Origin of the sequence: Rhizobium sp. BK181 (genome assembly GCF_014193305.1) — a bacterium.
Classification (GTDB): domain Bacteria; phylum Pseudomonadota; class Alphaproteobacteria; order Rhizobiales; family Rhizobiaceae; genus Rhizobium.
Map to the genome: position 1 here is coordinate 21,640 of NZ_JACHZA010000004.1, position 17,679 is coordinate 39,318.

14 protein-coding genes and 1 pseudogene are annotated in these 17,679 nt (G+C 59.6%); 6 read left to right on the forward strand and 9 right to left on the reverse strand.

Translation table 11 applies throughout. The features are described 5' to 3' along the window. Window positions 1-26: 26 nt before the first annotated feature. Together FHT77_RS12560 and FHT77_RS12565 are read right to left on the reverse strand one after the other, a co-directional pair. Window positions 27-497 (reverse strand): RidA family protein, encoded by a 471-nt coding sequence (locus tag FHT77_RS12560; RefSeq protein WP_183755351.1) that lies wholly within the window; start codon window positions 495-497, stop codon window positions 27-29. Then, window positions 491-1,216, reverse strand: a complete 726-nt coding sequence (locus tag FHT77_RS12565; RefSeq protein ID WP_183755352.1) for an SDR family NAD(P)-dependent oxidoreductase — start codon at window positions 1,214-1,216, stop codon at window positions 491-493. The genes FHT77_RS12560 and FHT77_RS12565 overlap by 7 nt, the downstream gene beginning before the upstream one ends. 276 nt (window positions 1,217-1,492) lie before the next feature. Here FHT77_RS12565 and FHT77_RS12570 point away from each other — a divergent pair, with 276 nt between their 5' ends. Together FHT77_RS12570 and FHT77_RS12575 are read left to right on the forward strand one after the other, a co-directional pair. Further along, window positions 1,493-2,578, forward strand: coding sequence for a nitronate monooxygenase family protein (locus FHT77_RS12570; protein WP_183755353.1), 1,086 nt, complete (start codon window positions 1,493-1,495; stop codon window positions 2,576-2,578). A 119-nt stretch (window positions 2,579-2,697) separates the two neighbouring features. After that, window positions 2,698-3,168 (forward strand): nuclear transport factor 2 family protein, encoded by a 471-nt coding sequence (locus tag FHT77_RS12575; RefSeq protein WP_183755354.1) that lies wholly within the window; start codon window positions 2,698-2,700, stop codon window positions 3,166-3,168. Window positions 3,169-3,438: 270 nt separating this feature from the next. On the opposite strand, the gene FHT77_RS12580 is transcribed toward FHT77_RS12575, so the two are convergent. Further along, window positions 3,439-4,089, reverse strand: a complete 651-nt coding sequence (locus FHT77_RS12580; RefSeq protein WP_183755355.1) for a response regulator transcription factor — start codon at window positions 4,087-4,089, stop codon at window positions 3,439-3,441. A 253-nt stretch (window positions 4,090-4,342) separates the two neighbouring features. On the opposite strand from FHT77_RS12580, the gene FHT77_RS12585 reads away from it, so the two are divergent. Further along, window positions 4,343-7,171, forward strand: a complete 2,829-nt coding sequence (locus tag FHT77_RS12585; RefSeq protein ID WP_183755652.1) for an ATP-binding protein — start codon at window positions 4,343-4,345, stop codon at window positions 7,169-7,171. 90 nt (window positions 7,172-7,261) lie between these two features. On the opposite strand, the gene FHT77_RS12590 is transcribed toward FHT77_RS12585, so the two are convergent. The 3 genes from FHT77_RS12590 to FHT77_RS12600 form a co-directional block, all read right to left on the reverse strand. Next, window positions 7,262-7,906, reverse strand: a complete 645-nt coding sequence (locus tag FHT77_RS12590; RefSeq protein ID WP_210280892.1) for an isochorismatase family cysteine hydrolase — start codon at window positions 7,904-7,906, stop codon at window positions 7,262-7,264. Between the two features lie 21 nt (window positions 7,907-7,927). After that, window positions 7,928-8,473: a hypothetical protein gene (locus FHT77_RS12595; RefSeq protein WP_183755356.1), complete on the reverse strand. Its 546-nt coding sequence runs from the start codon at window positions 8,471-8,473 to the stop codon at window positions 7,928-7,930. A 71-nt stretch (window positions 8,474-8,544) separates the two neighbouring features. Next, the gene (locus FHT77_RS12600; protein WP_183755357.1) at window positions 8,545-9,843 is read right to left on the reverse strand and encodes an epoxide hydrolase family protein; all 1,299 of its coding nucleotides are present in this window, start codon (window positions 9,841-9,843) and stop codon (window positions 8,545-8,547) included. Window positions 9,844-10,060: 217 nt separating this feature from the next. Between FHT77_RS12600 and FHT77_RS31270 the strand changes: the two are divergent. The 3 genes and pseudogenes from FHT77_RS31270 to aspT all read left to right on the forward strand — a co-directional run. Further along, window positions 10,061-10,225, forward strand: a pseudogene (locus FHT77_RS31270) (type 1 glutamine amidotransferase domain-containing protein); the annotation flags it as partial. Window positions 10,226-10,552: 327 nt separating this feature from the next. Further along, window positions 10,553-13,264, forward strand: a complete 2,712-nt coding sequence (locus tag FHT77_RS12605; RefSeq protein ID WP_183755358.1) for a decarboxylase — start codon at window positions 10,553-10,555, stop codon at window positions 13,262-13,264. A gap of 121 nt (window positions 13,265-13,385) precedes the next feature. Continuing rightward, window positions 13,386-15,077 (forward strand): aspartate-alanine antiporter, encoded by a 1,692-nt coding sequence (gene aspT, locus FHT77_RS12610; RefSeq protein ID WP_183755359.1) that lies wholly within the window; start codon window positions 13,386-13,388, stop codon window positions 15,075-15,077. Window positions 15,078-15,234: 157 nt separating this feature from the next. Here the strand turns inward: aspT and FHT77_RS12615 are convergent, their stop codons facing one another. From FHT77_RS12615 to FHT77_RS12625, 3 genes are all read right to left on the reverse strand, one after another. Then, window positions 15,235-15,708, reverse strand: a complete 474-nt coding sequence (locus FHT77_RS12615) for a DUF3597 domain-containing protein (RefSeq protein ID WP_183755360.1) — start codon at window positions 15,706-15,708, stop codon at window positions 15,235-15,237. A 494-nt stretch (window positions 15,709-16,202) separates the two neighbouring features. Then, on the reverse strand, window positions 16,203-16,562 hold the full coding sequence (locus FHT77_RS12620) for a Rid family hydrolase (RefSeq protein WP_183755361.1): 360 nt from the start codon (window positions 16,560-16,562) through the stop codon (window positions 16,203-16,205). A gap of 108 nt (window positions 16,563-16,670) precedes the next feature. Continuing rightward, window positions 16,671-17,531, reverse strand: coding sequence for a LysR substrate-binding domain-containing protein (locus FHT77_RS12625; RefSeq protein WP_016555213.1), 861 nt, complete (start codon window positions 17,529-17,531; stop codon window positions 16,671-16,673). Window positions 17,532-17,679 lie beyond the last annotated feature (148 nt).

The following is a 17,679-nucleotide window of genomic DNA, read 5'->3' on the forward strand; positions in this document are numbered from 1 at the left end:
CATCGTTCAGATTGAAAGAGAAAAGTTTAGCGCTCGATCTCGAAAACGAGTTCGACTTCGACCGGCATGCCGAGCGGTATGCTGGCGACGCCGAGGACGATACGTGGCGGAACCCGATCCGCACCGAACACATCGAGCAGCAGTTCCGAGGCGCCGTCGGCGACCTTCGGATGTTCACGGAAATCTCCCGGCGTAGCGATGTAGACGCCGAGCTTGGCGATGCGACGAATGCGATCCAGCGATCCGAGCTGCGCCTTGGCAGCGGCAAGGCCGCTGAGGCAGGCCGTCCGCGCCGCGTCATAACCTTCGAGGACAGACAATTCCTCGCCAACGCGCCCATAATAAGCCGGATCATGTCCGACCACTGGCAACATGCCGCTGAGGAACAACAGGGTGTCGCACTGGACAGCTTCTACATAGGCTCCGAAAGGGGTGGGCGGAGGAGGCAGGGCAATTGCAAGTTCCACCAGTCGCGCTTCTGGGCCGCGGGCTACCATTTGCCGAGATGTGCGCCGTTGTCGACGTGCAGCACCTCCCCGGTGATATTTGCGGACTCCGCCAGATAGACGACGCCGTCGACGATCTCCTGCACCGCGGTGATGGTTCCCATCGGCGACAGCGATTTCAAGAAGTCCTTCGGGTTGGACGCGTGCAGCGGCGTGTCGACGACGCCTGGCGACACCGCGTTGACGCGAATGTTGTCGGCGGCGAATTCCAGCGCGAGGCTTTTGGTGATCGCGTTGAGTCCACCTTTCGTGATCATCGGCAACGACGCCTTCACGCCTGCGATCGGGTGATCCGTAAGGGACGACGTAATGGTGACGATGCTTCCGCCAGACTTCTGGCGAAGCATCTGTCTGATCGCATGATTGGTGAAAAGGATGAAGCCTTCCACGTTGGTCGCGGAGAGCTGCCGGAAATCGTCAACTGTGTATTCCAGGAAGGGCTTTGTGAAGAAGATTCCCGCATTATTGATCAGGGCGTCGATAGATCCGAACCGCTCGACTGCCCGCTGTGCGACCCGTTCGGCGGTGTCTGGATCGCTGACGTCGCCGTCAACGAGTTCCAAGCGTTCAGCACGGTCGAAGAGTGCGGTCTCCCTAATGCGTCTCGATGTTCCGACGACATTGTAGCCCTTGTCGAGGAAGGTCTTCACGATACCGGCACCGATCCCCTGCGAGGCGCCGGTTACCACGACGGTCTTTTGCACACTCATACATGCCTCCATTTTGACGCAAAAAGCCGTTCGCCTCACCTCGAGGGCAGGTCGGCCTGTTTGGTAATTGATGTGTGGTGCCGGCGACGCCGGGACCCAAGGGGCTTACGCCCTGCGTTCTCCACAACCATCGCGCCGATTTCCTCGAGGCGCTATTGTACCAAGGTGTCCCCGATACTTTGGGATCGATGGTGCGCGTAGACACCAAGGTGCAATGGACCGCAACGAGCACCAGAGCTATGAGGGTCGGGCCAAAGAATTGACGTGGAGTCCGACATGACGCGCTGGCCTGATCGCCGAATTCTCGACTTGCTCGGGATTGAAATCCCTATCATTCAAGCGCCCATGGCTGGCTCGACCACGAATGAGATGGTGGTCGCGGCTGCGCAAGCAGGGGGCCTGGGGTCACTGCCGAGCGCGCTGCTGAGCGTTGATCAGCTAAAGGGGGCCTTGACGAGTATCCGGAACTCGACGAAGGCGCCTTTGAACGTGAACTTCTTTGCGCATCACACGCCGCCCTTCGATCCAGCCGTGCAGATGCGATGGAGGGCGCTACTCGCGCCATACTACATCGAGAGCGGCCTCGACCCGGCAGCACCGGTGGCGGGAGCTGGACGTGCGCCTTTCGACTCCGCTTTTTGCGAGGTGGTGGAGGAGTTCAAGCCGGAGATCGTGAGCTTTCACTTCGGGTTGCCGGAGAAGTCGTTGGTGCAGCGAGTGAAGGCGACCGGCGCGAAGATCATCTCTTCGGCCACTACTGTCTCCGAGGCCGTTTGGTTAGAAGAAAACGGCGTCGACGCTGTTGTAGCAATGGGTTTTGAAGCCGGTGGCCATCGCGGAAACTTCCTGACGCATGACATGTTCACGCAGGTTGGAACGATGGCGCTGGTTCCGCAGGTTGTTGACGCCGTGAACATCCCTGTCATCGCGGCAGGAGGCATTGCTGACGGGCGAGGCGTAGCGGCCGCCTCGATGCTCGGTGCCTCCGCGGTTCAGATCGGAACCGCGTACCTCTTTTGCCCCGAAGCAAAGATCCCTGCCGTCCATGCGCAAGCGCTCGGTGATGCGCGCGACGACAACACCGCGATCACCAACGTCTTCACCGGCAGGCCCGCCAGAAGCGTGGTCAATCGCATAATGCGCGAGCTCGGGCCGCTCTCCGAAAGCGTCCCACCGTTTCCAACCGCAGCAGCCGCTCTCGTTGCACTCAAGGTGAAAGCGGAGGAGGCGGCCAGGAGCGACTTCACGAATCTTTGGTCAGGGCAGGCGGCGAAGCTCGCACCGAGGCTGTCCGCCGGCGATCTGACGCGGCGCTTGTACCAGGATGCTCTCAAAGTCATCGAAGGACGGACGCAAGCCTGAGCCTGGGAGTGTGTCGGATCGCGCTTTTGATAAGCGAGCCACGGTCGAAATAGCACGCAGAAGGTTGGTCAGGCTTCTATTTCCCAACGGCCGCCTTTGAAGAAACGAAAGGATTGGCGATGGAACGGCGTCTCATTGAAATCAGTGGAAGCGAAACGAAGGCCAGTGACGGTAGTCCTCTCGACGCTCTGATAGAGTTTTATAGAGCCTTCAACAGCTGCGATATGGCCGGGCTGGCGTCGGTCTGGTTCGACGGGGAGGCTCCAAGCATGGACAATCCCATCGGCGGCATCCGCCGAGGGTGGCCTTCGATCTCCGAAGGCTACTCCAGGCTTTTCGAGGGCCAGGCTGAGGTCCACGTCACCTTTTACGACTTCACGAGCCAGGGCGGAGCTGATTGGCATCTCTTCGTCGGTCGCGAGCGAGGCCAATGCAAGACACCGCGCGAGACGATCGACGTCGCCTTCCGGACGACGCGGTGGTTTGTCCGAAAGGACGACGCCTGGCGGCTGCTTCACCATCACGGATCGATCGAAGCCCCAAAGATGCTTGCCGATTACCAACGGCTGATCTTTGGCGAACGCAAATGACCAAGAGGGCAGACCTGGCGGTTATCGGCGCTGTCCGCCAGCCTGATATGCCCAACATCACTCGCATGATCGATTCCATACGATCGGCGCCCCACGCTCCAACGCAGAGAACGCCGTCTCCAGGCGCAGTGGAGACGGCCTTGGCGGATCGTGGGAGGGGGATCCGCGAGCTCCAAACGGCGGGAGGAACACTGGAGCGCTGGGTGCGAAAGCTTATTTCTCGGTGTCTCATTGGAGCCGGTGCAAATGGCGCCCCGGCTTGATCCGCGTTTAGTGTAACGGTGCAGCGGCAAGTTCGAGTTTGGCAGCCATGTTTACGAGCTCTGGCAACGATCGTGCCCGCATCTTCCTCATCACCTGCCCGCGGTGGGCCTTGATCGTGATTTCGCTGAGGCTCAGTTCATAGGCGACCTGCTTGTTGAGTAGCCCAGCCACCACGAACTGCATAACCTGGCGCTCGCGCACCGAGAGCGACCGATAACGCCGGTCGAGTTCATTGACCTTGATGGTTGATGCAATGGCGGCCTGTATCTCTTCAACAAGAGCAACCGTGTTCACCGGCTTCGACATAATTGTAAAATTGAACCGAGATGCCGTCATGGTCATGCCGTGATGGTCGTGGCTCGTTAGTAGAATTACCGGGCAATGCATCGCGTAAAAGCAGATGATCCGGGTGAGAGTTTGGACATCCAGATCGGGCAGATCAGCATCAAGGACGATGCACCCGAAGCTCGATACGCGCCGGGCGGAGAGAAATTCATCCGCTGATCCGAAAATTTCAGGTCGCCAGCCGCGCGACCGCAACGGCTCGGGCAAGATCTCGCCGATCTCATCATTGTTGCTCACGACGGATACGGACGGCGCGTCGGATGCTGATGTCTTGTTACTTTGGGATGTCTGAAGCAGACCGCCATTGTACATGCCATTCTCCTCCGGTTCAAAGAGAAATTCTCGTGGAAGTAGTGTCTATGCCTGCAATGCGCTGCGAGCGCGAACTTCGCCAGTAAGAATGGCTATTGTCTAAACCGATACCGCCTGTGAAGCGACTTAAGTGGCTTGAGAGAATCTGAAATATCCTGAAGTATCCGGTGCGGCGCCTCCGCCGTCACAAATCGCCGCGGCGGTTACAGATGCCGCTATGCTATTTGGCATTGGCAAGAGAGATCGGATCGCTTTGGGACAGATCGAACGGGGCCTTTTCGAATTCTGTGGTTGGGAGATGGATCTCGCAAAGCGGGAACTCCGGGCTCTCGGCGCACCCGTTCCGATCGGAAGCCGCGCATTCGACATCCTCGAGGTCCTTGTAGTGGCCGCCGGAGACGCCGTGTCAAAGGACGATCTGATGCGCCGCGTGTGGCCTGGGATCGTTGTTGAGGAAAATACACTCCAGGTCCACATATCGGCCATTCGAAAGGCTTTAGGAAAAGACCGGAATCTGCTCAAGACGATCTCAGGCCGTGGATATCGACTTCTTGGCAACTGGAAATCTGGCGCGCCATCGTTCAACGAAACGGCGCCGTCCGTGAGAACTCCTTCAGCCGACGCCCGCTACGTTTCCAAGATCCCGGCGTCGATATCTGATCTTATCGGTCGTGAGAGTGCCGTGGCTGAGCTTCTTACGCTCGCATCCGCTTATCGCGTCGTGACGCTGACAGGCCCCGGTGGGATCGGCAAGACGGTACTTGCATCCGAAATCGCCCGTAGTCTTTTGCCCAGCGTCGAAGGAGACGCCTTCTTCATCGAGCTCGTTTCGCTTCAGGACCCCAACCTTGTTCCGACAACTCTGGCTCAAACTCTCGACTTGCAACTTCAAGGTGACGAAATCTCGGCCGAGGTCGTCGCGCGTTGCATTGGCGGGCGAACGATGCTGCTCGTTGTCGACAACTGCGAACACGTCATCGATGCTGCCGCAATGATGATCGAGGCACTCGTCCGCACGTGCCCAAATGTGACGGTCCTTGCGACAAGTCGAGAATTGCTGAGAATCGAGGGAGAGTTCGCTTATCGCGTCCCGCCGTTGGAGGTGCCAGCCAGGGAGGAGGCGACCGGCACTCTCGAACACAGTGCCATCCAGCTATTTGTGGCACGCGCTCGAGCGCTGCAGTGGGATTTCGCGGCCGACACGGAGAAGCTCTTGGCCATTGCCGGGATTTGCCGGCATCTCGACGGCATACCGCTGGCGATCGAATTTGCAGCGGCTCGCGCTGCGACGTTGGGAATACAGCAGATCGCCGGCCGGCTGGATGATCGTTTCGTGCTGCTAACTGGCGGGCGCCGGACGGCATTGCCTCGTCATCAGACGCTCCGCGCCACCCTGGACTGGAGCTATCAACTTCTGCCGGACGGCGAGCGGGAGTTGCTTTGTGGCCTGGCGACTTTTCCCGGCGGCTTTACTTTGGACGCGGCGGTAGCCGTCAGCGGCGACGGGGAAGCGGAAACGGCGCTGGCGATATCAAATCTTGTCTCAAAATCGTTGATCGCATTCGACGGTTTCGACGCTGCTCCGCGCTGGCGCCTTCTTGAGACTGTGCGGGTCTACGCACTGGAAAAGCTCGGAGTTCGGGACGAATTTCGGCGAACAATGTGTCGAGTTGCAAAGTACTTCCTCAAGCTGTTCAAACCTTTTTCGGAGGAGCGCTCGCTTCAGACGGCACTCGACAATATTGGTCGCTACCGAAAGGAGACCGACAACGTACGTGCGGCCTTGAGATGGGCGTTCTCGGACAGCGGCAATGGCGTGCTCGGCGCGAAGCTTGCCGCCGCGTCAAGCGACTTTTGGACGGCAATATCGCTGGTCTCCGAAGCCGGCGACTGGGCTGAGCGCGCGCTGGAGAACATCGGAGAAGAAAGCGGTTCGCGCACCGAGATGGTCTTGCGATGTGCTCTAGGGTACGCACTCATCTACACTCAGGGAATGAACGAGCGCGGAAAGGAAGTGCTCACCGGCGCGCTGGCACTTGCCAGAGATCTGAACGACTACGACTATCGCCAGCGCCTAACCTGCGCCCTATGGCTCTTCTCCGCCCGCTCGGCGGAATTGAGCGACGCTCTAACCTATGCGCGCGAATATGAGGGGGCAGTTGACGAGCAGGACGTGCGCGGACGCGCAACGGCCGCATGGCTTGTCGGCATTCCCCAAACCTATCAGGCGCTCCATCAGGAAGCTGGTGAGAGGCTGGAATGGGCGGCCACACACTATCCGCTGGAGAATCGCCGGACAGACTTGCTGCGATTGGAAGCGGACGTACGAACATCGTCCTTGGCTCACAACACGGTGAACCTGATTGCAGGTGGCCGACTGGACGCCGCAATTCTTACGGCAGAGGTCGCCATACAGGAGGCACGTGAGACACGGCAGCCATTCGTCCTATGCGTCGCGCTCGCATGGTCGGCTTCCTTCGTTTCGTTGACGCTTAACGATCTGGACCGCGCGCAGGAATGGGGTGAGGAGCTTTTGGCGGAGGCGTCCAAGCACGGTCTTCAACCCTTCCATGCCGCCGGCTTGTGCATCAAGGGCAGTCTCGCCCATCGATTGGGTAGCCCGGCCGCTGGTATCGAGGCTCTTCGAACCGGCCTCGCTGAGCTGCGTAATGGGGCCTACCTGTTGTTTTATCCGTTCTACCTTTGTGAGTTAGCGGCTGCGCTACAGTCGATGGGGCGTTTCAACGAGGCCTTGAACGAGGTCGGCAACGCTTTGCTTTTCTCAGAAGAGAAAGGCTACCGTTGGATGGTGCCCGAAATTCTGAGGCGGAAAGCAGAAGTTCTCAGGGCGCAAGGCTTAAGCGAGACGTCCCTGATCGAAGGTCTCTTTCAGCAGGCGATGGCGGAAGCATCGAAGCAGGGAGCACTGTATTGGGAATTGAGCGCGGGCGTCAGCCTTTGTGCCTTTCGCGAGGCAAGCGTTCCGACTGTTCTCCTTCCCATCTATCGGCGATTCACTGAAGGCTTCAGCAGCCCCAGGCTCCTCGAGGCGAAGGCATTGATCGAGGCATCAACGGCGTGAAGCTGCGATGGAACGAACCGACGTCGCCTATTGTCTCGTACGACGCACGAGTAGCGTTGATATTTTGGGCAGCCGATATGACGGGTTGTTTTAGGCGGCAGGCGCCACCGGCTCCATGGACGTTAGCGCAGCGACAATCTGCTCAGTGGTTACGATCGCGCTCGCATAGTTCGGCATATTGATCACCAGCGCCGCGTGCATCATCTCGTCGGAGTAGTCGGCCACGGCGTCCTTCGCGACTGTCACGTCGTATCCAAGCTCTGCCGCGAAACGCACGGTCGCCTCGATGCAGGTGTGTGCGATCAGTCCGATGACAATGAGTTTGTGAATGCCCTGCCTCTTGAGCTGAAGGTCGAGATCGGTATTTGCAAACCCGCTGGAGCACCAATGCTCCGAGGCGACAATCTCACCGGACGCCGGTACAAACTCCGCCTTGAACTCGCCGCCCCAGGTGCCGTATTCGAAACTCCTACGGTTCCACGCCAGTCTTTGAATGGGCGCGATGTACTTCCAGTTCTCGTAGTCACCTTCGCGGTACCTGTGGTGCATGGCAAAGAAGACGGGAATCTTGACCTGTCGTGCCGTATTGAGGATTTGCTCCATGTGCGACACGCAATTGTTGGTTTCGGCGACTTCCTTGATGCGTGGCCAGATCTTGCCGCCTTCAGAGATGAAGTCGTTGTATGGGTCGACCACCAGAAGGCCGGTGGTAGCGCGCTCGTAGGACAGATGCATGATTATCGGCTCCTTTGAGCTTCAGGCTGCTTTCGAGGGCTGTTGGCTGCGAAGCGCGTGGCGTTCGATGCTGGCTGCGAACAGCGGCGTCTCGCCCTTGTTGTGGGCGATCGACATCGGCTGGCGCTGTGTGCGGAAGATTTCGAAAGGGATGCCCTGCCGGTCGAGGGATGCGAGCATCTCCGGGGTCGCAAAGGACTGCACACGGTTGGTGAACTCGCAACGGCCCTTGTCGATCGCCTTGACGCTTAGCTCCCAAGTCACGTGAATGGTTACCCGGCCCGTCGGCGTGAACACATCTGAGTCGGAATCAAGGATCAGATGATCCTTTTCGCCGAGCGTTTCGACGTAGTGCTGCACCATCAGGCTGCCGCCGATCGTTTCGACGTTGATCGACATGCGCGTTCCGTCCGGAGCGGTCGTGAAGCCGGCAGCGATATGGGCGGGCGAGCAGCCCTGGTATTCCTTTTCGGGCAGCGTGAAGCACCACGTCGGGATGTCGATCTTCTCGATCGGTGCGTTGATGATGGCCGTGAAGCTGGAATCGACGATCTGGTTGTCTGACATTGTCTTTCTCCTTCATCCATTGGATGGGAATGGTGAATGAGCTGCGGCATCGGAGAACGCCGCGGCCGCCGTCAGATCGATTTGCGGAGCGGTTTGAAGGCGGCGCGCAGATCGGCCGTGAGAAGCATCGGCTGCTCCCAGGCTGCGAAGTGGCCACCCTTGGGAGGCCGGTTGTAGAAGATGAGCTTCGGGTATGCCTTCTCGGCCCAGCTCTGGGGAGCCTGGTAAATCTCGTCCGGGAAGGCACTGACGGCGACCGGTATCTTGATGCCGCGCGGATCGAAGAAACCACCCGAAGGAAAGTGCGCGTTATCCCAGTAGAGGCGGGCGGAAGAGATCGCCGTGTTGGTCAGCCAGTAGAGCGTGATGTTGTCAAGGATATCGTCCTTTGTCAGGCCTTCCGTTTTGCCGTCGAAGACGCGAGCGATCATGTCATAGCTGCGGATGTCATGGTCGAGCATCCATGAGGCAAGCCCGATCGGTGAGTCGACGATGCCGTAAAGCGTCTGCGGACGGTTGTTCATCTCGATGGCGTAACCAAGACCATTTTTGTAGAAATCGTCGAGCTGATCCCATGCTCGTTTTTCATCAGGCGAAAGGCCGGTGGGCTGGCTGCCGGCGGATAGTGCCTTGGATATGTCGGCGGGAACGGTTGCCGCCATGTTGGTATGGATGCCGAGCAATCCCGGAGGTTCCTGCACAGCCATCAGTTCGGTAACCGCATTGCCCCAGTCGCCGCCCTGCGCGACGTACTTTGCGTAGCCGAGGCGTTGCATTAGCACGGCCCAGGCCTTGGCGATGCGAGGAGGGTTCCATCCGGGCTCCGTCGGCTTGCCGGAGAAGCCGTAGCCGGGAAGCGATGGGATGACGACATGGAAGGCGTCTTCGGCACTGCCGCCGTGCGCGGTCGGATCGGTCAGGGGCTCGATGATTTTGAGCTGTTCGATGATGGAACCGGGCCATCCATGGGTGACAAGGATCGGCAGGGCGTTTGTGTGCTTAGATTTCACATGGATGAAGTGAATGTCCAACCCGTCGATCTTCGTGGTGAACTGTGGGTAGGAGTTCAGTTTCGTTTCGATTTTGCGCCAGTCGTAGTGCTTGGCCCAGTGATCGGCGAGCTTCTTGATGGTAGCGAGCTGGACACCCTGCGAGTGATCCTTGACCGTTTCCCGGTCAGGCCACCTGGTCGCCGCGACCCGCCGGGCAAGGTCGGATAGCTCCGCATCCTTAGCCGAGAATCGGAATGGTTTGATCTCGTTTGGATCGCCGCTCGCGGCAAACGCTTCTGGAAGCACGCCCAATGCACTGATTGATGCTGCTACTGCAAGAAGTGTACGACGCGAAACCGCTGGCTGGTTCTGGGACATGAGAGCCTCCTGGTGTTAGCTTGCTGCCGAGTAACAAGTCACCAAAGAGGAAATACAGCCATTGCACTAAGGTATCGGCGAGACCTTCGTATAGTGGAATCGACGCACGTTCGGGACCCTCGCATTCAACCCGGTCTCCTATGGTTCAGGTCGATCCAGTCAACCTGAGAACATCATCAGTCCGATCTGGCCATTGGCCAATGGATCGCGATACCGTCCCACCAACACAGAGGAGGAGGTTCAACTGACTAAGGTCGTGCCCTTCCTGGTTGAGGACGAACTTAAACGGCTCGGCGGACTTTTCGAGAAGAAAGACAACTGGCAACCCTTTGCCATCACCGACGGTCGGCTCATCACCGGCCCTCCACAATCTGGCCGATGAACCGACGTTGAAGAAGCGTTATGTCGGTTTCTTTAGGCTGAAATAGACGTGAGGCACAGAGCGGCAGGAGAGTAGGATACCTCATCTTGGTGGTATCTTACGGTATTTTACCTTCGCAAGTACCCGTTGTTGAGCGAATATCGACTTCGCGATCATGTGGAATTGGCTGACCGGGAGAACCGGACTCGTGGCGCGTGGGTAGCATGCTGGGGCTAGTGGCCACCCTGATTTGACCTAGCCGCCAGCGCAGCCCCATCGGCACACGCACGGGAGCTGCGGATAGCAGAGCAGCGAGACCGCAGTCGGGACCCAAATATGGAGATCGGGATGCCAGTCAAGAGCGCACATATCGATCAATTCCTATTGATACATCAGGCGCGCGCCGACAACTGGCGTGCTGTGACCAGCCTAGCGGACGCGTGGGCAGCAAAGCGCGGCGACAGGGCAGCGTTGGAGGCAGCGCTGGCGAACCTTGCCGCGGTCGAGGAGTACCACGCCTATCCGGGAGAGCGGTTGCTGACGGCGCTGCGCGAGCGCATTGCCACCGACGACGCGAGCGGAGCCGCACGACTGGCGCGACGTATCTCCAACGGACTGCTGACGCACGCCTATCGCGGCCGTGCAGCCGAGTGGGACGCCCATAAAGAGATGTCCCCTGATGAAGTGGCGGACATCATGCCGCCTGCCACGGGCGAGGCGGGCGGACATCGGCCCTATTTCGAAGTGCTGTTCGTCAACAGCCAGCCGGCTGAGCGGTGGCCGGCTTTCGCCAAGGAAATCCGCCGGCTGCGTCGTCCGGAAGATGCTTTCGTCTACGAACCCGTCATCGTTGGTTCCTTCGAGGACGCCGTCTGTGCTGCGGTGCTGAACCCGGACATCGTTTCCATCGTCCTGGCAGAAGGTTTCCCCTACCGTTCGCGGCACGATGCGTCAGTGCTTCGCTCGGTTCTGGATCCGCTCGGGGAAACGGACAGTCCCGACGCATCGGCGCTGCGCCTTGCCCGTGCGCTGAGGCGCATTCGTCCGGAACTCGACGTCTATCTGCTCTCCGACCGCGATGTCGAAGCAATCGCCGGCGATCCGGCCGCCGATGCCGTCCGCCGCATTTTCTATGCGGTCGAGGAACTGCTCGAATTGCACCTGGCGGTTCTGGAAGGCGTGCAGGCACGCTTTGAAACGCCGTTCTTCGACAATCTGAAGAAATACGCACGCCGACCAATCGGCACGTTCCATGCATTGCCGATCGCGCGCGGCAAGTCGGTCTTCAAGTCCGACTGGATTCGCGACATGGGCGAATTTTACGGCCTCAACCTGTTCCTGGCGGAAAGCAGCGCCACCACAGGGGGGCTCGATAGCCTTCTGGAGCCGACGGGCAACATCAAGCGCTCGCAGGAGATGGCCGCGCGCGCCTTTGGCGCCGATCACGTGTTTTTCGTTACCAATGGTACGTCGACGTCCAACAAGATGGCCGTCCAGGCGCTGCTTGCGCCCGGCGACATCGCCGTGGTCGATCGCAACTGCCACAAGTCGCATCACTACGGAATGGTTCTCACTGGGGCGCAGCCCTACTACCTCGAAGCCTTTCCGATGACGGAATACTCGATGTATGGCGCCGTGCCGCTCGCTACGATCAAGCAGGCGTTGCTGGCGCTTCGCGCAGAGGGGCGGCTCGATCGGCTGAAGCTGCTTGACCTCACCAACTGCACCTTCGACGGGCATATGTACAACGTCAGGCGGGTGATGGAGGAGTGCCTTGCCATCAAGCCTGACCTCATTTTCCTGTGGGACGAGGCCTGGTCAGGGTTTGCCCGCTTCTCGCCATTCCTGCGTCCGCGCACGGCGATGGGCGCTGCAGGCGATATCGAGGAATGGCTGCACGATCCCGCATCCGTCACGGCCTACAAAAAGCAGCGTGCCGAGCTTGGCGACAGCCCGTCGGATGAGATGTTGCTCGCCACGCGGCTGATCCCCGACCCACGCCTCGTGCGTCTTCGGGTTTACCAGACCAACTCGACGCACAAGTCGATGTCGGCCATCCGCCAGGGGTCCATGCTGCTGGTCAAGGACGTCGATTTTCATACGGTCGAGGCCCAGTTCCATGAGGCGGTCTTCACGCACGCGTCGACGAGCCCGAACCAGCAGCTCATCGCCAGTCTCGATGTCGCCCGCCGACAGATGGAGCTCGAAGGGTACGGGCTGGTGATGAATGCGATCGAGATCGCGCTCAAGATCCGGCAGGCGGTGAACGAACACCCGTTGATTTCGAAATACTTCCGCGTCCTCGGTGCTGACCAAATGATCCCGGAGGCCTACCGGCAGTCCGGTTTCAGGGACTATCTTGCACCGGGTTCCAACTGGGCGACGGCCGTCAAGGCAATGCGAGAGGACGAGTTCTACCTCGATCCGACGCGCATGACGCTGGTTTGCGGCACCGCCGGCTTCGACGGAACGCAGTTCAAGGGGCTGTTGGCAAACCAGTACAGTATCCAGCTGAACAAGACCTCGCGTAACAGCGTGTTGCTGCAGTCGAACATCAACAATACGCGCAGCGATGTCGCCCACCTCATCCGGGTCCTTGTCGAGATCTGCCATGGGATCGAGAAGCGGCTGGCAGATGGTGGCGAAGCCGAGCGCGCCGCTCTCGAGGCGCGCGTCAAGTCGCTGATGACGGATGTGCCGGATCTTCCGAATTTCAGCCATTTCCACGAGCTGTACCGCAGCGATGCGGGTCGCACGACGCCCGAAGGTAACATGCGAAGCGCGTTCTTCAACGCCTACGATGCATCGCTGTGCGAATATGTGCCGCTGAACGGTGCCGAATGCGATCGAAGACTGCGCGAGGGCCCGGAAATGGTCTCGGCCAATTTTGTCATTCCTTATCCGCCCGGATTTCCGATCATGGTGCCTGGCCAGGTGCTGACGCAGGAGACGATTGATTTCATGCGCAAGCTCGATGTGAAGGAGATCCATGGCTACGAAAAGGCGAGGGGACTGAAGCTGGTCAAGCCTGATGCGGTAGCCGCCAAGGCGAAACGCTGACCCGCGGCGGCAGCGTCTTTGTCAGCCAATTGGCGCCACCGCGGCCGGCGCGCGGTGAACATAGGTTGCCGGCGGCGCTGCAACTCGGACGCCGCCCAAGGCATCATTCGGGGGAATGGTCATGGCGTGGATCGAGCAAATTCTGGTCAGGTATCCTGAGCTTGCCGTGTTTCTTGCAATCAGCCTCGGATACCTGATCGGCGGGGTGAAAATCGGCGGGTTCAGTCTCGGTCCCGTCACCGGCTCCCTTTTTGCCGGCATCATTATCGGGCAGATCGCCGAGGTGCCGATTGCCGGAATGGCGAAATCCTTCCTGTTTCTCCTCTTCCTTTTCGGCATTGGCTATTCCGTCGGTCCGCAATTTCTACAGGCCCTCAAGCGGGACGGGATGAAGCCCGTGCTGCTTGCCGTTGTCGTCTGCGTGACCGGTCTGCTGACTGCCATCGTCGTCGCTACCATGCTGGGTCTCGACCCGGGCTTTGCCGCGGGGCTGGTATCGGGCGCACTTACGGAAAGCCCAGCGATGGGAACGGCAACCGAGGCGATCAATGCGTTGCCCTTGCCGGACGCAGATCGCGCCCGCTTCGTCGCTCACGTCGCTGTCGCCGACGCAGTCTGCTATGTCTTCGGTGCGGTGGGCGTCATCCTGTTCTGCAGTCTCGTCGGCCCGAAACTCTTGGGCGTGGATTTGCGCGCCGAAGCGCTCAAACTGGAGCGTGAGCTTGGGATGACGCGCACGGTGCCGGGCGTCGCTTCGGCCTGGCGAAGGTTTGAAGTTCGCGCGTATCGCATTGCCGAGGGTGCGCCGATTGTAGGCTTGTCGATGACGGCTGCAGAGGAGTCCTTTCCCTATCACAGGCTGTTCGTTCAGCGGTTGCGAAGACGAGGCGCGATCGTGGAAGACCCTTCGAAAATCGTCTTCGAAGCCGGTGACATCGTCGCCGTCTCAGGATCTCGCGAGGCGCTGATCAACGTGCTCGGACCGCGGGCGGAAGAGGTCGAGGATAGCGACCTGCTCGATATCCCGGTCTCGGTGGCCGACGTCCTGGTGACATCCCGGGCCTTCGCCAACAAGACGATCGAGCATCTCTCGAAAGAGAGTTGGGCACGAAGTCTCTATCTGCGCGGCATCACGCGCGGTGGCCACGAAATTCCCCTGGCTCCGGGCGTTGCGGTCCAAAGGGGCGATATCCTCCGTTTGGTAGGCCCGGACAATGTCGTGTCGCAGGCGGCCAAGCAGAATGGCGTCATCGTCGCGCCGACAACGACCACCGACTTCTTTGTGCTCGGTCTGGCAATCTTCCTTGGTGGTCTGGTCGGCATTATCGTCACCGTTCCGATCGGTGACATGAAGATTTCCCTGAGCACCAGCGTGGGAACTCTGCTCGCCGGCTTGCTGGTCGGCCATCTGCGCACGCAGTTTCCGCTTTTCGGTCGGATACCGGACGCCGCCGTGTCCCTCATGACAGCGCTTGGTCTGGCGGCCTTCGTCGCCATGACCGGTCTGCATGCCGGGCCTGTCTTCGTCTCGGCCATCGCCGAAGCCGGGATCGGCCTGTTGTTGGGCGGCATGGTCGTCACCACTGTTCCCTTGCTGGCTGGCCTTTACTTCGGGCGCTACGTGTTGCGCATGAATCCCATCCTGTTGCTCGGAGGGCTGGCCGGTGCGCAGACGATGACAGCCGGCATGGCGGCCGTCCAGGACAGGTCGGAAAGCAGCGTTGCCGTCCTTGGGTACACGCCGACCGTTCCGATCGGCCATATCCTGCTCACAACCTGGGGAACTGTGATTGTCGGTATCGTGGCTGGATAGGAAGCCCACGATCAGACGGGGGCGCGCCGACGCCCTGCCCAGGATTGCTTCCGGCCCAAACGCCCGGAGGCTCAAAATCTCACCACGAGCTTATCGCGTTGTCTGGATCGATGTTGCGCGGGTGGGCGGGGATGCCCTGTCGCTTGCCGTCGAGGTGCTAATCAAGTAGATCGGGCGGTACCCTCCCGCCATTTTCAGACAGCCTCTTCATCAGTGTCTTGTGCAGGAAGGTGTTCATCTTCGCGCTGTCGTTTGGGTCTCCGGCATAGCCAAGTTCCCTAGCCAGTTCCCTGCGCTCCTGTAGGCTTGCGTCCATCCCCACAGCCTTCATGAGATCGACGATCGAATGGCGCCAATCGAGCTTCTGTCCCGAGTTTCTCACGGCTTCATCGAGTACGTCCTCAATATCCACTGCAGGAGTTGGGGCTGGCGGAGGTGCACCTGTCGCCGGATCGGTGATAATCGGCGGTCGCTCGGCAATCTGACCCGACTGCGGTGCGCCGGGTCTTGGCGGCGGAACGATATCGGCGGGAAAATCCGGTGATGGAGTCAAGGGAGAAGCAGGTCGGACAGGTGCCGCCGCCTGTGCGTCGCCCAAAACGGCGTTCCTAATGCGGTCAAAAATGCTCATCGCTTGCTTCCTCCATGGGATATTTGCGGTGAGACAACAACACGGGCGGAAGAGTTCGGTTCCGTTGCTGGCGCACTAGAGACGGTAGCGCGGGAGGCTCAGAGTTTTCGGCCCGGGGAAACACTGCAGTAAAAAGAGGGCCTCGGCTGGGTTCCGCAATAACTATCCGAGGCCTCCCACTACCCCTTGAGAAGCGAGGATGAAGTAGTACAGATGCCAAGCGCGGGAAGGCGACAATTGGAAAGCCAACACCAAGGCGCTCTCAGACGGCGGCCGTTCCGCTGCCCTCGAGAGGGCCAAAAAAGCTGCCGCGGCGAAGACAAGCTGCGCGAGGCGATGGAAAAGCACCATGTGCTGCCGAACCGCGTTCTTGAAAACCTCGTCAGCGCTTCGAGGCCACGCGCAGCGAGATCGGGCTTGCGCTTCACAACGTGAGGCTCCACCAGGCAATCGCTTGTCGTGGTACGGGGTGTGCTACAGCTTTGAATTATACCTTACGATGACGCAAACTCCTGGTTCTTTCGCCAGGCGATGACGTCGACTCGAAGGTCACATAGTGCTGGTAGACCATGCTCTTCAAAAGTTGTTCGGCGAGGCGTTATGCCCGGAGTTACCCACTGTTCCCAAGCGGCGTTCATCTCGGCAAAAGACCCGAGATCGCGAAGCCAGATGTTGGCTTGGATCAGTTCTGACTTGTCTGTACCCTCCATCGCGAGCAGGGCATCGATACGGTCAAGGATCTCGGCAGCCTGTGCGCGTATGCTGCTTCCGGCGGCGAAATTGGCGGTCTGGCCGATGATATGGACTGTTTGAAGTGGCGACGCCTCGTCGACGGACGCGTGCTCGATAGCCATCGGCCGGTTTCCCTGTTTCAATTGGCGCGTCGGTTGCTGCCAAGGCCAAATTGCAGCCCCCGCGCCAGTTGAACAGGCCGTTTTATTTTTCGCGGCTATAACGGAATGTTATGGGCGGTCCGTCATCGCGGTGTGTCGCGACACGAACTCGACAAGATAACGGGCGCCCTCGGACGCCTCGGACTGAGCATAAAATCCAATCTCGATGCGGACGGCGCCGGGTAGGTCGGCGGCCTTGTCGAGCGCGCGACATCCCTCGGGAATCGTGGCTTCAAGCATGGGACCGACACCTATGCCAACCCTGACCGCCGTCGCCATGGCAACCAACGTGGACGCGACGCAGGCCGTCTTCCATTTTATGTTTCGCTGCGACAGCGTGGCGATCGTCTGGAGATTCCAGGGGCAACCCTCGTCAAACATGATGACCGGGAGCGGTCTGCTGGCGTCGACCACAAAATCCGATCTGACGACCCATGTCAGGTACTCGGTCCAGATCAGGATTGGTTTCCTGTTGAGAACGGTGATGTCGCAGACGGCAAGATCGAGCTTTCCCTCTTCGAACATTTCCGCCAGACGCCGGTTGGGCTCGACGATTATGTCGATGTCCACCTTCGGGTTCTGGGCCCTGAAGTCACGAAGGATGTTTATCAGTCGACTGGCGGCGAAGTCTTCGACGACCCCGAGACGGATGCGTCCTTGGAGTACCTTTCCGGTGAGCCGACGGCCGACCTCATCGCTGAGCAGCACGATCTCACGGGCATAGGCCACCATGACCTGGCCGTGAGCCGTGAGCTCAAGTCCCTTGGAGGATCGAGAAAAGAGCGTTACCCCCACGAGCTCTTCGAGCTTGCGGATTTGCATGCTGACCGCCGCTTGAGTTCGATGCAATTTGGCAGCGGCGCCGTTGACCGTTCCGATCTCGGCGACCGTCAGGAAAGCCCGTAGCAGATATGAATCGAGATCAAGCATTCGACAGCGTCTTTGGTTGCGTTAAAGGCCAGCTATCCGAATGTGCTCATGACAGCGAAATTCGACATTGAACGATCTGCATCCGCGAGGCAACGGGCCGGGGATCGCCTATGCCCTTATAAAGTTATCTGAACGGGCCTGTCGTCGA